The following is a 17,294-nucleotide window of genomic DNA, read 5'->3' on the forward strand; positions in this document are numbered from 1 at the left end:
TGTTATCCTACCGTGGTTTCTTTTTTGGTTTAAACTCAACTTCTACGCGTTGTAAATTATCTTCTATAAATATATCTAAAATTGCCTCTTTATTCCTTTGATCGAAGTCATTAAAGACGATAAAGAGATAGGTTCTTGAATTCATTTTGTTTTCACCATCAGGCAACAAAGGTATCATCACCCGTTGCAATGGGTATTTTTTTTCTAAAATGTACTGTGTCGGGTACCCTCTATAGTTGACTAAAAGAGTCAACATATTGTTTGTAAAGAGTGTCCAGCGAAGCTTTAACAGATACTCATTATTCGGATTTTCAGCTGTTGGCTTCTTTGTGACCTCTTTATGATTGATAAAAACCAATCCAGGTTCATCCTTTTTAAGGATAAATTGATGCGAATATTCATATTCTACCACAGCAAAAAGCGTGTGCGAACTAAAAATAAGCCAACACAATCCACACCATATTTTATTCATTTTTAGTTAATATATCCCCAACAGCGGTTATAAAAAGATCATTACTATGTTCCATCACAGCATCCATATCTTCCATTAAAACCGTACCAATCATGTTCTCTAGGGCATCTGCATCCATCTGCTTTTCCAGTAAAATTTCCATAGCACTGTAACGATCAACCAGTTCTAAAAGTCTTGTTTTAACAAGCTCTTGGTTAGCATTAAAGAGAATATCGAAAAATTTGCTTCGAGGACTCCCCATAAAAAAGTCATCTTCATCTTCATATAACATCGTTTCTCCTCTGCTTTATAAAGAAAAGATTATAGCACACTAAAGCTTGTCTCATCTGAAATAAAGAAACATTGTTTTGATTTAAAAGAGATTTTAGTGCTAACAAAGTGTTAGCACTAGCCTACTGATCAACCTAAAATCAACAGTATAAGAATGCCTAAATTACAATATTTACATAAAATTATATGTATAATAATCAGCATATTTTATTGTGTTAGTATCATCAAAATCATGAAATGTATTTGTATTATTTGTCTATGAACGTACGTTACATGTAAAGATTTAATGTGACATTTTTCACCCTCCTCTGCCCACAAATGCAATCCCTACTTTTTTAATCATTACTTTTTTTATAAGGTTACTTGACATTGAAAAAAAAATAGTCTATACTTTCAGCAACAAAACAAAAAAGGATTTGAAATGAATCAAGAAACACTCGCTTTACATTACGGATATGATAAACAGCAGTTTGGTACAATGTCAGTTCCTATCTATCAAACTACTGCATACGACTTTGGGAGCGCAGAAACTGCGGCGAACCGTTTTGCACTCAAAGAACTTGGACCTATTTATACACGTCTGAACAATCCTACAACAGATGTCTTAGAAGCACGCATTGCCGCCGTTGAAAATGGTGAAGCAGCGATTGCAACTGCAAGTGGTCAAGCAGCCATCTTTTTTGCCATTGCAAACCTCGCAGAAGCTGGCGATAATATCATTGTTGCAAAGAAGATTTACGGTGGAGCAACAACGCTTTTAACACATACGATTAAACGTTTCGGCATCAAAGCGAAAGTCTTTGATAGTGATAGCGCTGATGATTTGGAAGCACTCATTGATGATAAAACCAAAGCGATTTTCTTTGAAACGCTTTCAAACCCACAGATTGCGATCCCAAACATCGACAAAATCGTCTCTATCGCTAAAAAATACAACATCCTTACCGTCGCTGACAACACTGTAGCAACGCCTATTCTTTTCCAGCCACTTAACCATGGCATTGATGTTAGTGTTCACAGCGCAAGCAAGTATATTAGTGGTCAAGGGAGTGCCATTGGCGGCTTGGTTGTTGAAGCAAAAGGACTTAATGCTAAACTTATTGGAAACCCACGCTATCCACAATTTAATGAGCCAGATGAGAGTTACCATGGTTTAGTCTATGCAACCTTGCCATTCCCGATTTTTTCACTTAGGATTCGCCTTTCTCTGATTCGTGACATTGGAGCAACGATAGCACCGTTTAACTCTTGGTTACTTATTCAAGGGCTTGAGACACTCTCTTTACGTGTTAAAGAGCACTCACGCAATGCGTACAAAGTGGCAAAATTCTTAGCTTCACATCCAAAAGTGAAAAAAGTTTCTTATCCAGGGCTTGAGAGCGATCCTTTACATGTAAGAGCCAAGCAGTACTTTAAAGACGCTCAAACATCAGGTCTTTTAAGCTTTGAAGTGGAAGGCTTAGAGTTTGCAAAACATATTTTAAACTCAACAAAAATCTTCTCTGTTGTGGTTAACATTGGTGATTCTAAGTCTATTATTACCCATCCAGCAAGTACAACACATCAGCAACTCTCACTTAAAGAGTTAGAAAAAGCAGGTGTCAAAGCGGGACTGATTCGTTTAAGTATCGGACTTGAAAATGCGGACGACTTAATTGAAGATCTTAAAATTGCGTTAGGTTAAGGAGTATCAATGTCATTACTCTCAACCAAAGGGATGTATGGTTTAAGTGCCATGTATCAGCTCTTTTTATCAAAGAGTAACAAGCCTTTACAAATCAAAGAGATCTCGGCACGTGCTGAGATCCCTCAGAATTATTTAGAACAACTTTTGATCCTGCTTCGACAAGCAGGCTTAGTGAACAGTGTTCGAGGTGCTTATGGTGGGTATCTTCTTGCGAAAAACGCTGAAGATATTTTGGTCAAAGATATTTTGATCGCACTTGAAGGTAGCCTTGTTGTGACCGATGGAGAGGTAAAAGACCCTGTTTTACGCATTTTTTATGAAGAAAGTAATGCTAAAATACAAGAGATTTTTAACCTACCTCTATCAGAATTCGAAGTTTACGCTCAGCGTCTGAACAACCAACTAAACTATAGTATCTAAGGAGTTTATCATGTATGCACACAATGTAACAGAACTTATTGGCAATACACCCCTTGTAAAACTTAACCATGCATCGAATGCGTCAAACGCTTTGGTTCTTGGCAAATGTGAATTTCTAAATCCTTCGCACTCTGTTAAAGATCGCATTGGATTCAATATGATTAAAACGGCACTTGATAAAGGTTTAATCGATCATAATTCAATTATTATCGAACCAACCAGTGGCAATACAGGTATTGGTTTAGCAACCGTGTGCGCAAGCCTTGGGCTAAAACTCATTCTGACAATGCCTAGTTCTATGAGCTTAGAAAGACGCAAACTTTTGGCTGCACTTGGGGCTGAACTTGTACTTACTGAGCCAACATTGGGCATGAGGGGTGCGGTAGAGAAAGCAACTGAGCTTTCAAAAGAGACGCCAAACTCTTATGTACCACAACAATTTGCCAATGAATCAAATCCAGCCATTCACTATGCCACTACTGCAGAAGAAATTTGGAAAGATACTGACGGAAAAGTGGACATCTTCGTTGCTGCAGTAGGAACAGGTGGAACGATCACAGGAACAGGAAAAAGACTTAAAGAGCTCAATCCAAATATTCAAATTATTGCGGTTGAACCAGAAACATCCCCTGTTCTTTCAGGAGGAGCTCCAGGACCTCATAAAATTCAAGGCATTGGTGCAGGATTTATTCCAGCTGTTTTGGATACAAAAGTGTATGATGAGGTCATCAAGGTAAGCTATGAAAATGCTATTGAAACTTCTCGTAATTTGGCGAAACAAGAAGGACTACTTGTTGGCATTTCCGCTGGTGCAAATGTCTTCGTTGCCTCAGAAATTGCACAAAAAGCAGAAAACAAAGGTAAAACTATTGTTACTATTTTATGCGATACAGGTGAGCGCTATTTAAGTGCAGGTTTATATGAGTATAAAGAGTCGTAAAAACGACTCTTTCTCTTTTTTATCTCTATTTCCTTTGCCTTTAATTGATTTTATGGTACTATTTTCCCAACACAAAAGGGGCATGTGTATACCATGAAAAGAATACCTAGCATTATTCTCAAAAAGCCTATATTACTCGGCTCAATCACTTTTGTTGTTAATCTTTTTATTAGTACAATACCTGTTTTAATCCTCCATGAAAAACATTTAGAGCAATTCAAAAATACATTTGACCTTACAGATTTTCTCAACTCAAACTTACTCCTTGAACAACAAGGAATTGTCCATGGTGCACTTTTTTACTCTTTTTTATTTTCCATTATTCTCTCAACACTTGTAACATTTCTTGCGTTTTTTTTAAAAAAATCTTACCTTGAAGTTGAAAATCTCTCACACTTTGATGGACTCACAGGATTGTATAACCGTTTAATGTTTATGACGATTTTTGAAAAAGAGATTCATAAAGTTAAACGTAACCGTAGCAACCATCTCTTTTTAGTTATTCTTGATATTGATGATTTTAAACCTATTAACGATACTTTTGGACATCTTGTTGGTGATGAAGCCATAAAAACAACAGCACATACACTCCAATACCTCCTTCGTACTTCTGACACAATTGCGCGTTTTGGCGGTGATGAGTTTATTATCTGTATTGTTGACCATGACAAAGACGCAGCTTCGGTTATCGTCAATCGTATTTTAAATGAATTTAACAACAAAACGATTCCAGTGACACGCAATGGCGATAAACATGACCTTCAAATAAACCTAAGCATCGGTTACACTGCCTATAAAAATGAAGATGACTTTAAAACAATGCTTCATCGTGCCGACCAAGCCCTCTATATTTCCAAGGAAGCTGGCAAAAACACCGCTACCTTCTTAGCTTAAAAACATTTCTAAAGTTCTTACAGAACTCTTAACACGTTTTCAAAGCAAAGCTTCTCAAACTACGTTAACACTTGGTTTTGCTCAGCGCAATGCTCGCGCACATACGTGCTTTGACTTCTTCCAGATTGAAAAGTCTATTAATCAAGCTTTTACCCCCATTTTTGTATAATCTCTTAAAAACTTACATAAGGCACACAGACTCATGAGTGAAAAAAGCACCGTTTACAACCCAAAAGAGATCGAAGAGAGTTACTACAAAATTTGGGAAGATAGAGGCTATTTTGAAATTGATGGCAATAAAACAATTCAAGAAGAAGGTAAAAACTTCTGTATTATGATGCCTCCTCCAAATGTCACAGGAAGCCTCCATATCGGTCATGCCCTCACTTTCACACTTCAAGATATTATCACCCGTTTTAAACGAATGGACGGTTTTAAAACCCTTTGGCAGCCGGGAACCGATCATGCAGGTATTGCTACACAAAATGTGGTTGAAAAACAACTCTTAGCACAAGGCATTACAAAAGAAGAGCTAGGACGCGAAGCATTTTTAGAAAAAGTTTGGGAATGGAAAGCTTACAGTGGCGGGCAAATTGTTCATCAGATGCGAAAGCTTGGCGTTTCTCCTGCTTGGAGTAGAGAACGCTTTACGATGGATGATGGACTTAAAAACTCTGTTAAAAAAGCCTTTGTAAAATACTACAATGAAGGCTTAATCGTTCGTGGTAACTACATGGTCAACTGGTGTACCCATGATGGCGCACTTAGTGACATTGAAGTTGAATTTGAAGCCAATAAAGGCAAGCTTTACCACCTCAAATATTTTCTGAAAGACTCTAGTGAGTTCCTCATCGTAGCAACAACACGTCCAGAAACCTACTTTGGCGATACTGCGGTTATGGTTCACCCTGACGATGAGCGTTACAAGCAACTCATAGGCAAAAAAGTGGTTTTACCACTCATTGATCGTGAGATTGAGATCATTGCGGATGAGCATGTCGATATGAGCTTTGGAACAGGGTGTGTTAAAGTCACTCCTGCGCATGACATCAACGACTACGAAGTGGGTAAACGCCACAATTTAGAATTTATCACTATTTTTGATCCAAGCGGTATTTTAAATGAGCAGTGTGGCGAATTTAAAGGTCGTGAGCGCCTTGAAGTCAGAAATGATGTTGTTTCAAAACTCGAAGCTCTTGGCTTTGTCGATAAAATCGAAGATTATGAGAACCAAGTAGGACACTGCTACCGTTGTAAAAATGTGGTTGAGCCTTATATTTCAAAACAGTGGTTTGTTAAAAAAGAGATCGCAGATGGTGCGATTGCAAAAGTCAATGAACACTTAGCCGAATTTTACCCAAGCCACTGGATCAACTCCTATAATGCGTGGATGAAAGAGCTTCGTGATTGGTGTATTTCTCGCCAACTTTGGTGGGGACATCAAATCCCAGTCTTTTACTGTGGTGCTTGTGGTCACGAATGGGCAAGCGAAAAAGAGAATGAGCACGAATGTCCTAAGTGTTACAGCGACATCGTTACTCAAGACCCAGACGTTCTTGATACGTGGTTTAGCTCAGGCTTATGGCCTTTTTCAACGCTGGGTTGGGAAAATGGTGATGTGTTTAAAGGCGAGAAATGGAATGAGAGCGACTTAAAAGACTTTTACCCAAACACCCTACTCATCACAGGTTTTGACATCCTCTTCTTCTGGGTTGCGCGTATGATGTTCTCAGGCGAACACACGCTTGGCGAGCTTCCTTTTAAAGACATTTACCTCCATGCTCTGGTCAAAGATGAGCACGGTCAAAAAATGAGTAAAAGTAAAGGCAATGTCATCGACCCACTCGATACCATAGCCGAATACAGTGCTGATACCTTACGCTTTACACTCGCTATTTTAGCTGTTCAAGGTCGTGACATTAAGCTAAGTGGTGAAAAACTGGAGCAAATTCGTAACTTTACTAACAAACTCTACAACGCTTCACGCTTTTTACTCATGAATGCAAACTCCTTTGAAGATTTAGAAAACATCGAAATCAAAACAGCCCTTGGCGCTTACATGAAAAGCCGTTTGGCAGTGGCTATGGAAGAGGTTCGTGGGCATTTTAGCGATTACCGCTTTAATGATGCAGCAACGACGCTTTACCGCTTCTTGTGGGGTGAGTTCTGTGACTGGGGAATTGAGCTTAGTAAAGCTGACAAAAGTAGTATGGCAGAGCTTGGCGCTATCTTTAAAGAGGCGATGAAGCTGATCCACCCTTTTATGCCATTTATCTCCGAATTTTTGTACCAAGAACTCTCCGACACAACATTGGAATCATGCGAGTCCATCATGGTCAAACGCTACCCTCATGCGCTAGAGCGTGATGAAAAGATTGAAAAAATGTTTGAATTGGTTATCGAAGCGATTGTTGGCATTCGCCGTGCTAAAGCCAATATCGACCTTGGAAACAAAAAAATCGAACATGCCTATATCAAAGTTCCAAATGCTGAAAATCTTAAAGATGCTATTAAATACATCTGTTTATTGGCAAAAGTTGAAAATATCGACTTTACAGAGACTAAAATTCCAAACTCAGCCACTGACGTAGGCGATAACATTGAAGTCTTTATTCCACTTGAAGGTGTCGATTTAAGCCCTATTATCGAGCGTTTGAACAATCAAAAAATCAAACTTGACAAAGAGATTATGAAACTCTCAGGCATGCTTTCCAATGAGCGTTTTGTTGCTAATGCCCCAAAAGAGGTTATTGCAGAAAATCAAAAAGGTTTAGATGACGCCAAGTCAAAAATGGCAAAAATCGAAGCAGAACTTAGCTCACTCGGTGTTTAATCTTTACATGTAAATCCCGTTGGAGTTTTAAAACTCCAACGGAACTTCCTCTTTTCTTATGACTTTGGACGAAAAGGTTTAATAACCTCTTCATGACATGTAAGAAAAGGTCCTTCTAAAAGATCGATACAATACGGTACCGCAGGAAAGACTGCGTCCAAACACTCACGAATAGACTTTGGTTTTCCCGGAAGATTGATAATAAGACTCTTCCCTCGAATACCTGCTGTCTGGCGCGATAAAATCGCCGTTGGAACATACTTTAGGCTTACTTGTCGCATAAGCTCTCCAAAACCTGGCATCATCTTCTCGCACACGGCTTCAGTCGCTTCAGGTGTGACATCACGAAGAGCAGGACCTGTGCCTCCTGTGGTAACAATAAGAGAACATCCATCATGATCTGCCATGTGTTCAAGGGCTGCTTCGATCAATGGTTGCTCATCAGGAATGACTTTATATACCTTTTCCCATTCACAGCTTAAATACTCATTTAATGTTTCAATAATCGCTTTTCCTGAAAGATCTTCATAAATTCCCGCACTTGCACGGTCTGAAATCGTTAGAATACCAATTTTAATCTGACTCATTGTCATTGCTCCATGTTAAATTCTAGTAATGCTTTAATCGTTTTTGTATAAGGTGCATCAACGCCCACTTGATGAAGGGCGCGAATCACAACACCGCAAATCTCTTCTATTTCGAGAGCTCTGCCCTGCTCCAAATCAACCAACATCGAAGGTTTGATTGAGTCAAAATGTTTGATTAAATCAAACATGGCATCAACATCTTCTTGTGAAATCTTTACATGTAAACTTCGAGCAGCAGCAGCTGTCTCTTGCATCAGCCCATAAACTACATCGGCAAGAGAACTTTTTTCAAATAAAATACCTGTTTTAACACGAAGCAATGCACAAAGAGCATTCACACCGTTATTGATCACAAGCTTTTTCCAAAGCTCTTGCTTAATGTCATGTGACGTTTGTGTCGGAATATCCGCGTGTTTAAACGCAAGGGCTAACTCTTCTAAAAAACGCTCATTTTCCATCGTCGAGTGCATCATACCTAAAATGGTCTCAGCCGTGCCAACAGCTTCGATATGAGCAGGAGCAACCACATGAGCACCAATTTTACGCGTCAGCCCACCCATAATATACTCTTCCGCAAAATAGTCACATAAAATCGCCTCATTTTCCACACCATTTTGTAAGGAGAGAATATAAGGTGGTTTCATTTGTGTTCGAAGCCATTGCGCTAGAGACATCGAAATTTCACGCGTTGCAGTTGATTTAGTAGTAAGAATAATAAGATCAAACGAAGCCGCATCCAATTCAACCAAACTTTGCAGATCAAAAGCTTTAACTTTTTGAACAAACTCAAAATCTGGATGCTTTACATGTAAACCCTCACTTTGAAGGGCATCAAGATGAGCGCCTCTGGCAACAAACGCGACATCATGACCATCTTGAAGCAAACGCGCCCCAAAATAGCCACCAACACCACCCGCTCCAAGAATAAGAATATTCATCGTGACTATTTTGAAAGGCGAACGCGCACACTCGCTTCGTGCGCTCCAAGACCTTCAGTGTGCGCAAGAAGTGCACATGCTTCGCCAATCTCATCAATACCCTGTTTGCTCATACTAATAATGGAAGAGCGCTTCAAAAAGTTCTCAACACCCAGAGGTGAGTAAAACTTAGCCGTACCTCCTGTTGGAAGCGTATGATTTGGTCCCGCGATATAATCCCCAATAGGTTCAGGCGTGTAAGAGCCCATAAAAATAGCCCCTGCATGGCGAATTTTTGGAAGTAAATCAAACGGATGTGAGGTAACGACTTCTAAGTGCTCTGGTGCAATTTGATTCATCAAATCCACCGCTTCGTCCATATCAGAAGTCACAATAATTGCACCACGCTCTTTAATGGAGACTTCCGCAATCGCTTTACGATCAAGCTTTTCAAGCCAAGCATAAACTTCTGTACGTGTTTTTTCGGCGATTTCAAGTGAAGGCGTAATCAAAATAGAACTTGCCATCTCATCGTGTTCCGCTTGAGAAAGAAGATCAATGGCTAAAAGATGCGGATCAGCACTGGTGTCAGCTAAAACGCCTATTTCGCTCGGTCCTGCGATCATATCGATATTCACTTCACCAAAAACGAGTTTTTTAGCCGTTGCCACAAAGATATTGCCAGGTCCAGTGATAACATCAACTTTAGGGATGCTCTGTGTACCATATGCCATCGCTGCAATGGCACTAGCACCGCCAACTTTATAGGCTTTCTTAATGCCACAAAGATGCATCGCTGCAAGTAACAGAGGATTAAGTTCATTATTGGGGGCTGGTGTACAGACGACGATCTCTTTTACCCCAGCAACCAGAGCAGGAATGGCATTCATCAAAAGGCTGCTCGGATACGCCGCTTTTCCACCAGGAATGTAAAGACCTGCACGATCGACTGGCGTTACTTTTTGTCCTAAAACCGTGCCATTGTCTTCAAAATCAAGCCATGATTTTGGCATGAGTTTTTCATGGTAGGTATAAATGCGTTTATAGGCAAGCTCCAACGCCTCTTTGAGTTTGGAGTCGAGTGCGTCATACGCTTTTTTCATATCAGCAGTTTTCACTTCAAGTGCTTCATCGTTTGGTACATGCCATTTATCGAATTTTTCAATATGATTTTTTAAAGCGCCATTACCCTCAGCTTTGATTTCTGCAATAATCGTTGAAACAATTTTTGAGACATTTTCCATGTCCATGTGCCCACGACGTAAGAGTTCATCAAATTGGGCTTTAAAATTTGGCTCATTGGTTTTTAAAAGTAACATTCGCATTCCTCTTTAAAAGTTCTTTATTATATCATATTTGCTTTACGCGCATACCGAGCCAACATGGAAACATTGCCCAAAAGCCCTCCTTGATGCACATAAATAGGTGTTCCTTTTAAACGAGGAAGATGCTCAAGTAAAGCCGTCCAGCCTACAGGATCATACACAAGATCAAACTCGACACCCATTTCCAATTTAAGACGTTGCCACAATACATAAAATTCTACATATAATTTTCCATAATGGTACTTTTTATTTGTCTCTAAAATGGTGGGGTAAAAGTTCAAATTTGGTTCAACCATCTTCCACTGCTTTTGCAAATAAGCACTATCCCCAACGGTGTTACATGTAAAGATAGGGAAAGGTAAATGCTTTTGCAAAAAAAGTGCGGTAGTACCCGTTCCAGAGGGTAGAAAAAGATAAGGATCACTCAGTCCATGTGTCTTCACATCATCCACAAGCTCTTTGGCTAAACGTTTAACGCCCTCTTCTGCTTCACATTGCCTACCACCCTCTTCTACATGTAAACTTCTTTCATCGAGCCATCTTTGTACCTCTTCCTCACGCATGGAAGACTCTACAATCTTCATGCCATTTTCCAAAGCTGCTTTATAGTTACCGATGGAATTTTCTTTGAGAAAGCTTGGAATATGATCGCAGACATAAACAAACTCCCAGCCTTTAAGACGCGCTAGAACAGAGAGTGAATACATGGCGTTGGATTGATTGGAGCCAGAACTAACCACACGCGTGATATGAGGGAAATCATGGGTTAAAAAATAATGAAATTTACGAGCTTTATTGCCTGAAAAATCTTTATCTAAAAGATCATCACGTTTGAGGCAAAAAGTCTGCTGGTTGAAAGTGCGTTTTTCAAAAGGAGATGGAGGAAAAAACATTTACATGTAAAGAAAAAGAAGCCTCAAAATGAGGCTTCTCATAATTAGCAACGGTTTAAACAATTAAGATCTTCAAAGGCTTTTAAGAGACGGGCTTTAATAGCCTCTTCACCAGGGCGAAGCCATTTGCGTGGATCATAATATTTTTTATTAGGCTTATCTTCACCCTCTGGGTTACCGATTTGTCCTTGAAGATATGGTGCGTATTTTTCAATATACCCTTTGACACCTTCCCAAAATGCCCATTGTGTATCTGTATCGATGTTCATTTTAATGACACCGTATCCTACGGCTTCACGAATGTCGGAGAGTTCACTTCCGCTTCCACCGTGAAAGACAAAATTCACAGGTTTAGCATCGGTTTTAAATTTATCTTGGATGTATTTTTGAGAATTATCTAAGATTTTTGGTGTCAAGTTAACATTACCTGGTTTGTAGACGCCATGAACATTACCAAAAGATGCCGCAATCGTAAAATTAGGGCTAATTTTCAAAAGCTCCTCATAAGCATACGCTACATCTTGTGGCTGTGTGTAAAGGGCTGCATTATCCATGTGCGTATTATCTACGCCATCTTCTTCACCACCTGTACAACCAAGCTCAATCTCTAACGTCATACCCATTTTACTCATACGTTTAAGGTATGAAGCACATGTGTGTACATTTTGCTCTAATGGCTCTTCTGAGAGATCCAACATGTGTGAGCTAAAAAGTGGTTTGTTTGTTTTGGTAAAATGCATCTCACTTGCACTGAGTAACTCATCAATCCAAGGAAGAAGCTTACGCGCTGCGTGATCCGTATGTAAGATAACAGCAACACCATACGCCTCAGCCAATGTATGCACGTGCAATGCGCCACTGATAGCACCAAGTACACCCGCTTTAAGTCCATTGACACCTTTACCGGCATAAAATTCAGCTCCACCATTGGAGAATTGAACAATGATCGGAGAATTGGCGGCTTTTGCTGCCTCTAAAACAGCATTAATAGAATTCGTTCCCACGACATTGACAGCGGGGATTGCAAAATGGTTTGCTTTTGCAATCGCAAAAACCTTCTGCACATCATCGCCAGTAACAACACCCGGTTTTACAAAATCAAAAATTTTCGCATTCAACATGAAAACGCCTTTTATTTCAATTTTTACACGCCTTAGGGACAAAGCCCTTCAGGCTACGCTGCGCTATGCACTAAAGCTTGCCTCTTTCGAGGTAGAATTAAATTTTTTTAACACACTTTGAGGGCAAAGCCCAAAAAGCTACTCTGTGCTATTACGCACAAAAGGAGAAGCCTTTGCCTCGCAAAAGGCAAGACTTCTTAATTTTTGAGTTATTTGATTGTTACTTTTGCATTTTTTCTAAGAGTTTGCGCTTTATCAGCTACTTGAATACGGAATTTTTCCATTTTCAAGCCATTTTCGATTTGAGCTTTGACCACTTCAAATGTTGCTTTTTCAGCTGGTTTTGTGTCCTCAACTAAGATAACATGGAAACCAAATTGTGTTTGAACAGGCGTTTTAGTAATTTCACCTTTTTTAAGTGCAAATGCTGCATCTGAGAAAGGTTTTACCATTTGATTTGCAGCGAACCAACCAAGTTCACCACCACCTTGACCGCTTGGTCCTGTTGATTTAGTGGTTGCTAATTCAACAAATTTATCATTGAGTTTTTGTCCACTAAGTCCATCAAGTTCTTTGATAACATCTTTAGCTTCTTGCTCAGTTTTAACAAGTACGTGTCTTGCTTTAACCGTTGCTGGTTGCATAAATTTGTCAGCATTTTTGTCATAGTAATCTTTAACGTCTTTTGCATCGACTTTAACAGCGTCATAGATTTTTTTCATCCATACTTCAAGGGCAAGATCTGCTTTGATGCGTTTAAGTGCTTCTGCATAATCTTTATCTTTTTCAACACCACTTTTAGTTGCTTCTGTTGTTAAAAGTTTTCGCTCAACCGCTTGCTCAACGATCTTTTGCTTTGCATCTGCAGGAAGTTCTTCAAACTTTGCACCTTGCATTGCGCGCATAAGCACTGCAATGTCTTGATCATTGACATCTTCACCGTTTACAGTTGCATAAACTGTCGCATTCAAACTTACACCTAGTACTGCAGCTGCAATACCACTTAGAATAACTTTTTTCACTAAAATCCTTTATTGAAGTAATTCGCGTATTGTACCCCAAATCTTATTACTATTTCTTAAATGAAATGTTAATTTCAAAGATTGTCGGTATAATTTTTCAAAAACAGATGAGAATGAAATGAAAAAAGCCACTCAAAAAGAGATTGCAGGGATAAAAGCTCTTTTTTTGGAACATTATCCAACCGCCGTTACCGAACTTCACTATAACTCTTTATACGAGCTTTTAGTCTGCGTCATGCTCTCAGCTCAATGCACTGACAAACGTGTTAACCTCATCACACCCGCACTATTTGAGCGTTATCCTAGCGTTGAAGCACTTTCAAAAGCAAACCTTGATGAAGTCAAATCGTTTATCAATACATGCTCTTTTTTCAATAACAAAGCGCTCAACCTTCTCAAAATGGCTCAAAAAGTGGTTGAACTCTACAACGGCGAAATTCCTTTGGATGAGCATAAACTTATAGGACTTGCAGGTGTTGGGCAAAAAACGGCACATGTTGTGATGATTGAATACGCCAATGCTAATTTAATGGCAGTGGACACCCATGTTTTTCGAGTTGCTCACCGATTGGGACTTTCAAGTGCAAAAACGGCGATTAAAACCGAAGAAGATTTAACGAAGATTTTTAAAAGTGAATTGCACACGCTTCACCAAGCAATGGTACTTTTTGGCAGATATACCTGCAAAGCAGTCCATCCCTTGTGTGAAGCGTGTTTTTTAACAGAATACTGTAAAACCACCCAAACGTTTAAGGTGTGACTTAACCGGTAACGGTATCGATCCATTTAATAGAACAGCCTTGTGAAGGATGTTGAATTTTGGGTGCTTCTTGTTTGCTAAAGAGTAACATCACCGCTTCTCTAAGGTCTTCCTCTTTCACACTGCGAGCATCTTGCCAATTATCATCCAATCTTCCATGATAATAGAGCTTCTCTTCACCATCAAACAAGAAGATATCTGGCGTACAAACGGCACCCAAACTTTTCGCAACACTTTGATTTTCATCAATAAGATAAGGAAACTCGATGTTCATCTCTCTGATTTTATCAAGCATGTGTGCTGGCGAATCTTCTGGGTAATTGGGATGAATGTTAGGATTGATCGCTACTGTGGTTATGTCTAATTTTTTTGCAAACTCAGCAACGGTATTAAATCTCTTCCAAATAGCATTAGAGTATGGGCAATGGTTGCACATCACAGCGATCATAAAACCGCCTTTTCCAAAAAGCTCTCTGCTTTTGAAAATTTTTCCATTTGGATCTTCAAGCTCAAAATGCTCCAGTTTTTTTCCAAGTTCAACAAGGGATGAATGTATCAATGCCATGGCTTAATCCTTATAGGTATTAATGATATTTTGAACAATAAATGCTGTATTTTTTACAGAATTCATATCACACTCTTCTCTTTGAGAATGGGGATAACGAATTGTAGGCCCGATAGAAACAGCTTCTATCTTTTTAGCTTGACGCATGATCAGCTCGCCACACTCTAACCCTGCATGAATCGCTTTAAATGCAGCATGAGGGTAAAACTCTTTCATGACACGTTGTACACTTTGCGCAAACAGAGTCATTTCAGGTCTCCACGCTCCATGCCATCCTTCTTGCACAGCGTCAAAACCAATCCCTCTAAAAAAAGCAATGGTTTCATGTGCTAGTATAGCCAAATTTTCATCATCCATCGCACGCGCTGCACAGTCAAGCCTCAACACACCTTCAAAATCTGAGATAATTCCAAGATTGATACTCATGGAAGGAATATCAAGTGCTCTATCCCACTCACGAATTCCCTGTGCAAAGCCACCTAAAGCCTTTATAATCGAACCTGATTGTGCAATATAACTTGTATATGCACCTTGTTCTAAAGTCTTTACACGTAAACGTTTATCTTCTACATGTAAAGGTGTTTTTGAAGCCACAATGGCTGTTGCATATTTTGGAATAGCGTTGCGCCTTTCTCCGCCATGCAGTGACACTAACAACGCATCATGTTTTAAAAGCTCATAGCCTAAAGCTTTAATTGCGGAAGGGATTTTTTTATCTATATCTACACCGGAATGTCCCCCTGCAAAATCAAACGCACTGACTTCATAAAGTTTTGCTTCCTCATCTAGAGCTACATAATGCAAATCCAAAGAAGCGATAACATCAACACCACCTGCACAACCTATATAAATCTCACCCTCTTCTTCAGCATCTAAATTGAGCAAATATGAAGCTTTTAGAGGCAAACGAAACTGCATAGCACCAATAAGACCAACCTCTTCATCCGCAGTAAAGAGACACTCTAAATGATCGTTGTGCTCCATGGCCCAAAACATAATCGCCATTCCCATGCCGTTGTCTGCGCCCAAAGTAGAATTTTTAGCTTTGATAAGCGTACCTTCAACCATAACTTCTATTTTTTGGGTATCGCCAATGCAGACCATATCATAATGGGCTTGCAAGCATATTTTTGGGGCACCTTTTTGACACAAAATATTGCCTGCATGATCTTCCTGCACTAAAAAACCAAGTGTTTTTGCAAAGGTTATAATGTACTCTTTCATCTTTGTTGTGTGATAGCTACAACGAGGAATGGCTGTAATTGCTTTAAAATGCTCTAAGATTCGCTCCATAAAAGCCCTTGAAAATTTAATAAACGAAATGCTATTATACAACCCATGAAAACAATATTAATTTTACTCACCGCCATACTTTTACAAGGTTGTCTCTATTTTAATGACCGAGGCGTATCTAACCGTTACTACAACGATTGCACAGAATACTACGATGGTATGGGTATCTACCATAAAGACTGTGATCCAAATCTTGTCGAATATAAAACGGTAACAGATGGCGTTAAAAGAGGCGTTAAAAAAGGCGTTGAAGTAACAAAAGATGCTGCACAATCCACTAAAAATATGTTTGAATAATCGCTAATGAATTTAGATGCAATCCGCCAAGAGCGTCTTTCTTGGCTAGAATGGAAAGATATTAAGCCGATGCGAGAAGCATTGACTTCTCTTCCTATCATTGAAAATACCACCTTTTCGTTGAACAACACCATTTCAATCGATTCTTTACATGTAAAGGCGGCTGATCAAGAAACCATCAAACAATGCGCTCTTGCTCTCAAGCCATGGCGCAAAGGTCCTTTTGCAGTTTTTGGCACCTTTATCGACACCGAATGGCAAAGCTTTATCAAATACAACCTTTTAGAGCCCTATTTCAACTTAGAAGGCAAAGTTGTTGGAGATATTGGCTGTAATAACGGCTACTACCTTTTTCGCATGCTCGCACACAAACCAAAAAAACTCGTTGGTTTTGACCCCTCAGCACTCTACAAAACACAATTTGATTTTATCAACCATTTCATTAAAAGCGATATTGTTTATGAAATGCTCGGTGTTGAACACTTGCCAGAGTATGAGCACAAATTTGATACACTTTTTTGCTTAGGCGTTCTTTACCACAGAAGTGATCCTATTCAAACACTCAAAGCCCTCTACCAAGGTCTTAATCCTGATGGTGAGCTTATTTTAGATACCTTTATGATTGATGGAGACACGCCTGTGGCACTCTGTCCCTCAAAAACCTACTCTAAAATTCCCAATGTCTATTTTGTACCAACAATCCCAGCCCTATATAACTGGTTAGAGCGTGCAAAATTCAGAGATATTGAACTCTTAGAAGTTAAAAAAACCAATGCCAATGAACAACGTAAAACTGAGTGGATTTACGGTGAAAGTTTAGAGCATTTTTTAGACCCAAACAACCCTGAACTCACCATTGAAGGGTTTCCAGCACCTAAAAGAGTTTACATTAAAGCAAAACGATAAAATAACCGATTTGCTCATATAAAATTTCAAGAAAACCCAATGTTAACACCCTTATAAAAGTTTTTTTAAAGGCGTGGCAAGAATTAAAATAG

The 17,294-nt window shown here is 39.3% G+C and carries 17 protein-coding genes and 1 pseudogene; 8 read left to right on the forward strand and 10 right to left on the reverse strand.

Going from position 1 to position 17,294, the window contains the following annotated elements; all coding sequences use genetic code 11:
* Nucleotides 1-7: 7 nt before the first annotated feature.
* Both N0B29_RS06965 and N0B29_RS06970 read right to left on the reverse strand, forming a co-directional pair.
* Nucleotides 8-472 (reverse strand): hypothetical protein, encoded by a 465-nt coding sequence (locus tag N0B29_RS06965; protein WP_263832979.1) that lies wholly within the window; start codon nucleotides 470-472, stop codon nucleotides 8-10.
* A complete protein-coding gene (locus N0B29_RS06970; RefSeq protein WP_263832980.1) occupies nucleotides 465-743 on the reverse strand; it encodes a DUF2018 family protein in 279 nt (92 codons plus the stop codon). The genes N0B29_RS06965 and N0B29_RS06970 overlap by 8 nt, the downstream gene beginning before the upstream one ends.
* 420 nt (nucleotides 744-1,163) lie before the next feature.
* Between N0B29_RS06970 and N0B29_RS06975 the strand changes: the two genes are divergently transcribed.
* The 5 genes from N0B29_RS06975 (at nucleotide 1,164) to N0B29_RS06995 (ending at nucleotide 7,516) form a co-directional block, all read left to right on the forward strand.
* Nucleotides 1,164-2,426 carry an O-acetylhomoserine aminocarboxypropyltransferase/cysteine synthase family protein gene (locus N0B29_RS06975; RefSeq protein WP_263832981.1) on the forward strand — a complete coding sequence of 421 codons (1,263 nt, stop codon included), beginning with the start codon at nucleotides 1,164-1,166 and terminating at the stop codon, nucleotides 2,424-2,426.
* Nucleotides 2,427-2,435: 9 nt separating this feature from the next.
* On the forward strand, nucleotides 2,436-2,849 hold the full coding sequence (locus tag N0B29_RS06980) for an RrF2 family transcriptional regulator (protein WP_263832982.1): 414 nt from the start codon (nucleotides 2,436-2,438) through the stop codon (nucleotides 2,847-2,849).
* Between the two features lie 10 nt (nucleotides 2,850-2,859).
* Nucleotides 2,860-3,789 carry a cysteine synthase A gene (gene cysK, locus N0B29_RS06985; protein ID WP_263832983.1) on the forward strand — a complete coding sequence of 310 codons (930 nt, stop codon included), beginning with the start codon at nucleotides 2,860-2,862 and terminating at the stop codon, nucleotides 3,787-3,789.
* Nucleotides 3,790-3,882: 93 nt separating this feature from the next.
* On the forward strand, nucleotides 3,883-4,683 hold the full coding sequence (locus N0B29_RS06990; protein WP_263832984.1) for a GGDEF domain-containing protein: 801 nt from the start codon (nucleotides 3,883-3,885) through the stop codon (nucleotides 4,681-4,683).
* Nucleotides 4,684-4,885: 202 nt separating this feature from the next.
* Complete coding sequence (locus N0B29_RS06995; protein WP_263832985.1) at nucleotides 4,886-7,516, forward strand: valine--tRNA ligase; 2,631 nt, start codon at nucleotides 4,886-4,888, stop codon at nucleotides 7,514-7,516.
* A gap of 56 nt (nucleotides 7,517-7,572) precedes the next feature.
* On the opposite strand, the gene mog is transcribed toward N0B29_RS06995, so the two are convergent.
* The 6 genes from mog to N0B29_RS07025 all read right to left on the reverse strand — a co-directional run bounded on the left by mog (nucleotide 7,573) and on the right by N0B29_RS07025 (nucleotide 13,381).
* Complete coding sequence (gene mog, locus N0B29_RS07000; RefSeq protein ID WP_263832986.1) at nucleotides 7,573-8,103, reverse strand: molybdopterin adenylyltransferase; 531 nt, start codon at nucleotides 8,101-8,103, stop codon at nucleotides 7,573-7,575.
* Between the two features lie 2 nt (nucleotides 8,104-8,105).
* Nucleotides 8,106-9,041 (reverse strand): ketopantoate reductase family protein, encoded by a 936-nt coding sequence (locus tag N0B29_RS07005; RefSeq protein ID WP_263832987.1) that lies wholly within the window; start codon nucleotides 9,039-9,041, stop codon nucleotides 8,106-8,108.
* A gap of 5 nt (nucleotides 9,042-9,046) precedes the next feature.
* On the reverse strand, nucleotides 9,047-10,339 hold the full coding sequence (gene hisD / locus N0B29_RS07010; protein ID WP_263832988.1) for a histidinol dehydrogenase: 1,293 nt from the start codon (nucleotides 10,337-10,339) through the stop codon (nucleotides 9,047-9,049).
* A gap of 26 nt (nucleotides 10,340-10,365) precedes the next feature.
* Nucleotides 10,366-11,238 (reverse strand): 1-aminocyclopropane-1-carboxylate deaminase/D-cysteine desulfhydrase, encoded by an 873-nt coding sequence (locus N0B29_RS07015; protein WP_263832989.1) that lies wholly within the window; start codon nucleotides 11,236-11,238, stop codon nucleotides 10,366-10,368.
* A gap of 44 nt (nucleotides 11,239-11,282) precedes the next feature.
* Nucleotides 11,283-12,359, reverse strand: a complete 1,077-nt coding sequence (gene fbaA, locus N0B29_RS07020) for a class II fructose-bisphosphate aldolase (RefSeq protein ID WP_263832990.1) — start codon at nucleotides 12,357-12,359, stop codon at nucleotides 11,283-11,285.
* Nucleotides 12,360-12,568: 209 nt separating this feature from the next.
* The gene (locus tag N0B29_RS07025; RefSeq protein WP_263832991.1) at nucleotides 12,569-13,381 is read right to left on the reverse strand and encodes a peptidylprolyl isomerase; all 813 of its coding nucleotides are present in this window, start codon (nucleotides 13,379-13,381) and stop codon (nucleotides 12,569-12,571) included.
* 118 nt (nucleotides 13,382-13,499) lie between these two features.
* Between N0B29_RS07025 and nth the strand changes: the two genes are divergently transcribed.
* A complete protein-coding gene (gene nth / locus N0B29_RS07030) occupies nucleotides 13,500-14,141 on the forward strand; it encodes an endonuclease III (protein ID WP_263832992.1) in 642 nt (213 codons plus the stop codon).
* Nucleotide 14,142: 1 nt separating this feature from the next.
* Here nth and N0B29_RS07035 read toward each other — a convergent pair whose 3' ends face one another.
* A complete protein-coding gene (locus N0B29_RS07035; RefSeq protein WP_263832993.1) occupies nucleotides 14,143-14,706 on the reverse strand; it encodes a thioredoxin family protein in 564 nt (187 codons plus the stop codon).
* 3 nt (nucleotides 14,707-14,709) lie between these two features.
* Nucleotides 14,710-15,999, reverse strand: coding sequence for a zinc-binding metallopeptidase family protein (locus N0B29_RS07040; RefSeq protein ID WP_263832994.1), 1,290 nt, complete (start codon nucleotides 15,997-15,999; stop codon nucleotides 14,710-14,712).
* A gap of 45 nt (nucleotides 16,000-16,044) precedes the next feature.
* Here N0B29_RS07040 and N0B29_RS13020 point away from each other — a divergent pair.
* Together N0B29_RS13020 and cmoB are read left to right on the forward strand one after the other, a co-directional pair.
* Nucleotides 16,045-16,206: pseudogene (locus N0B29_RS13020) on the forward strand (hypothetical protein); the annotation flags it as partial.
* 96 nt (nucleotides 16,207-16,302) lie between these two features.
* Nucleotides 16,303-17,202, forward strand: a complete 900-nt coding sequence (gene cmoB, locus N0B29_RS07050; RefSeq protein ID WP_263832996.1) for a tRNA 5-methoxyuridine(34)/uridine 5-oxyacetic acid(34) synthase CmoB — start codon at nucleotides 16,303-16,305, stop codon at nucleotides 17,200-17,202.
* Nucleotides 17,203-17,294: the final 92 nt, after the last annotated feature.

The organism is Sulfurospirillum oryzae, from assembly GCF_025770725.1.
Classification (GTDB): Bacteria; Campylobacterota; Campylobacteria; order Campylobacterales; family Sulfurospirillaceae; genus Sulfurospirillum; species Sulfurospirillum oryzae.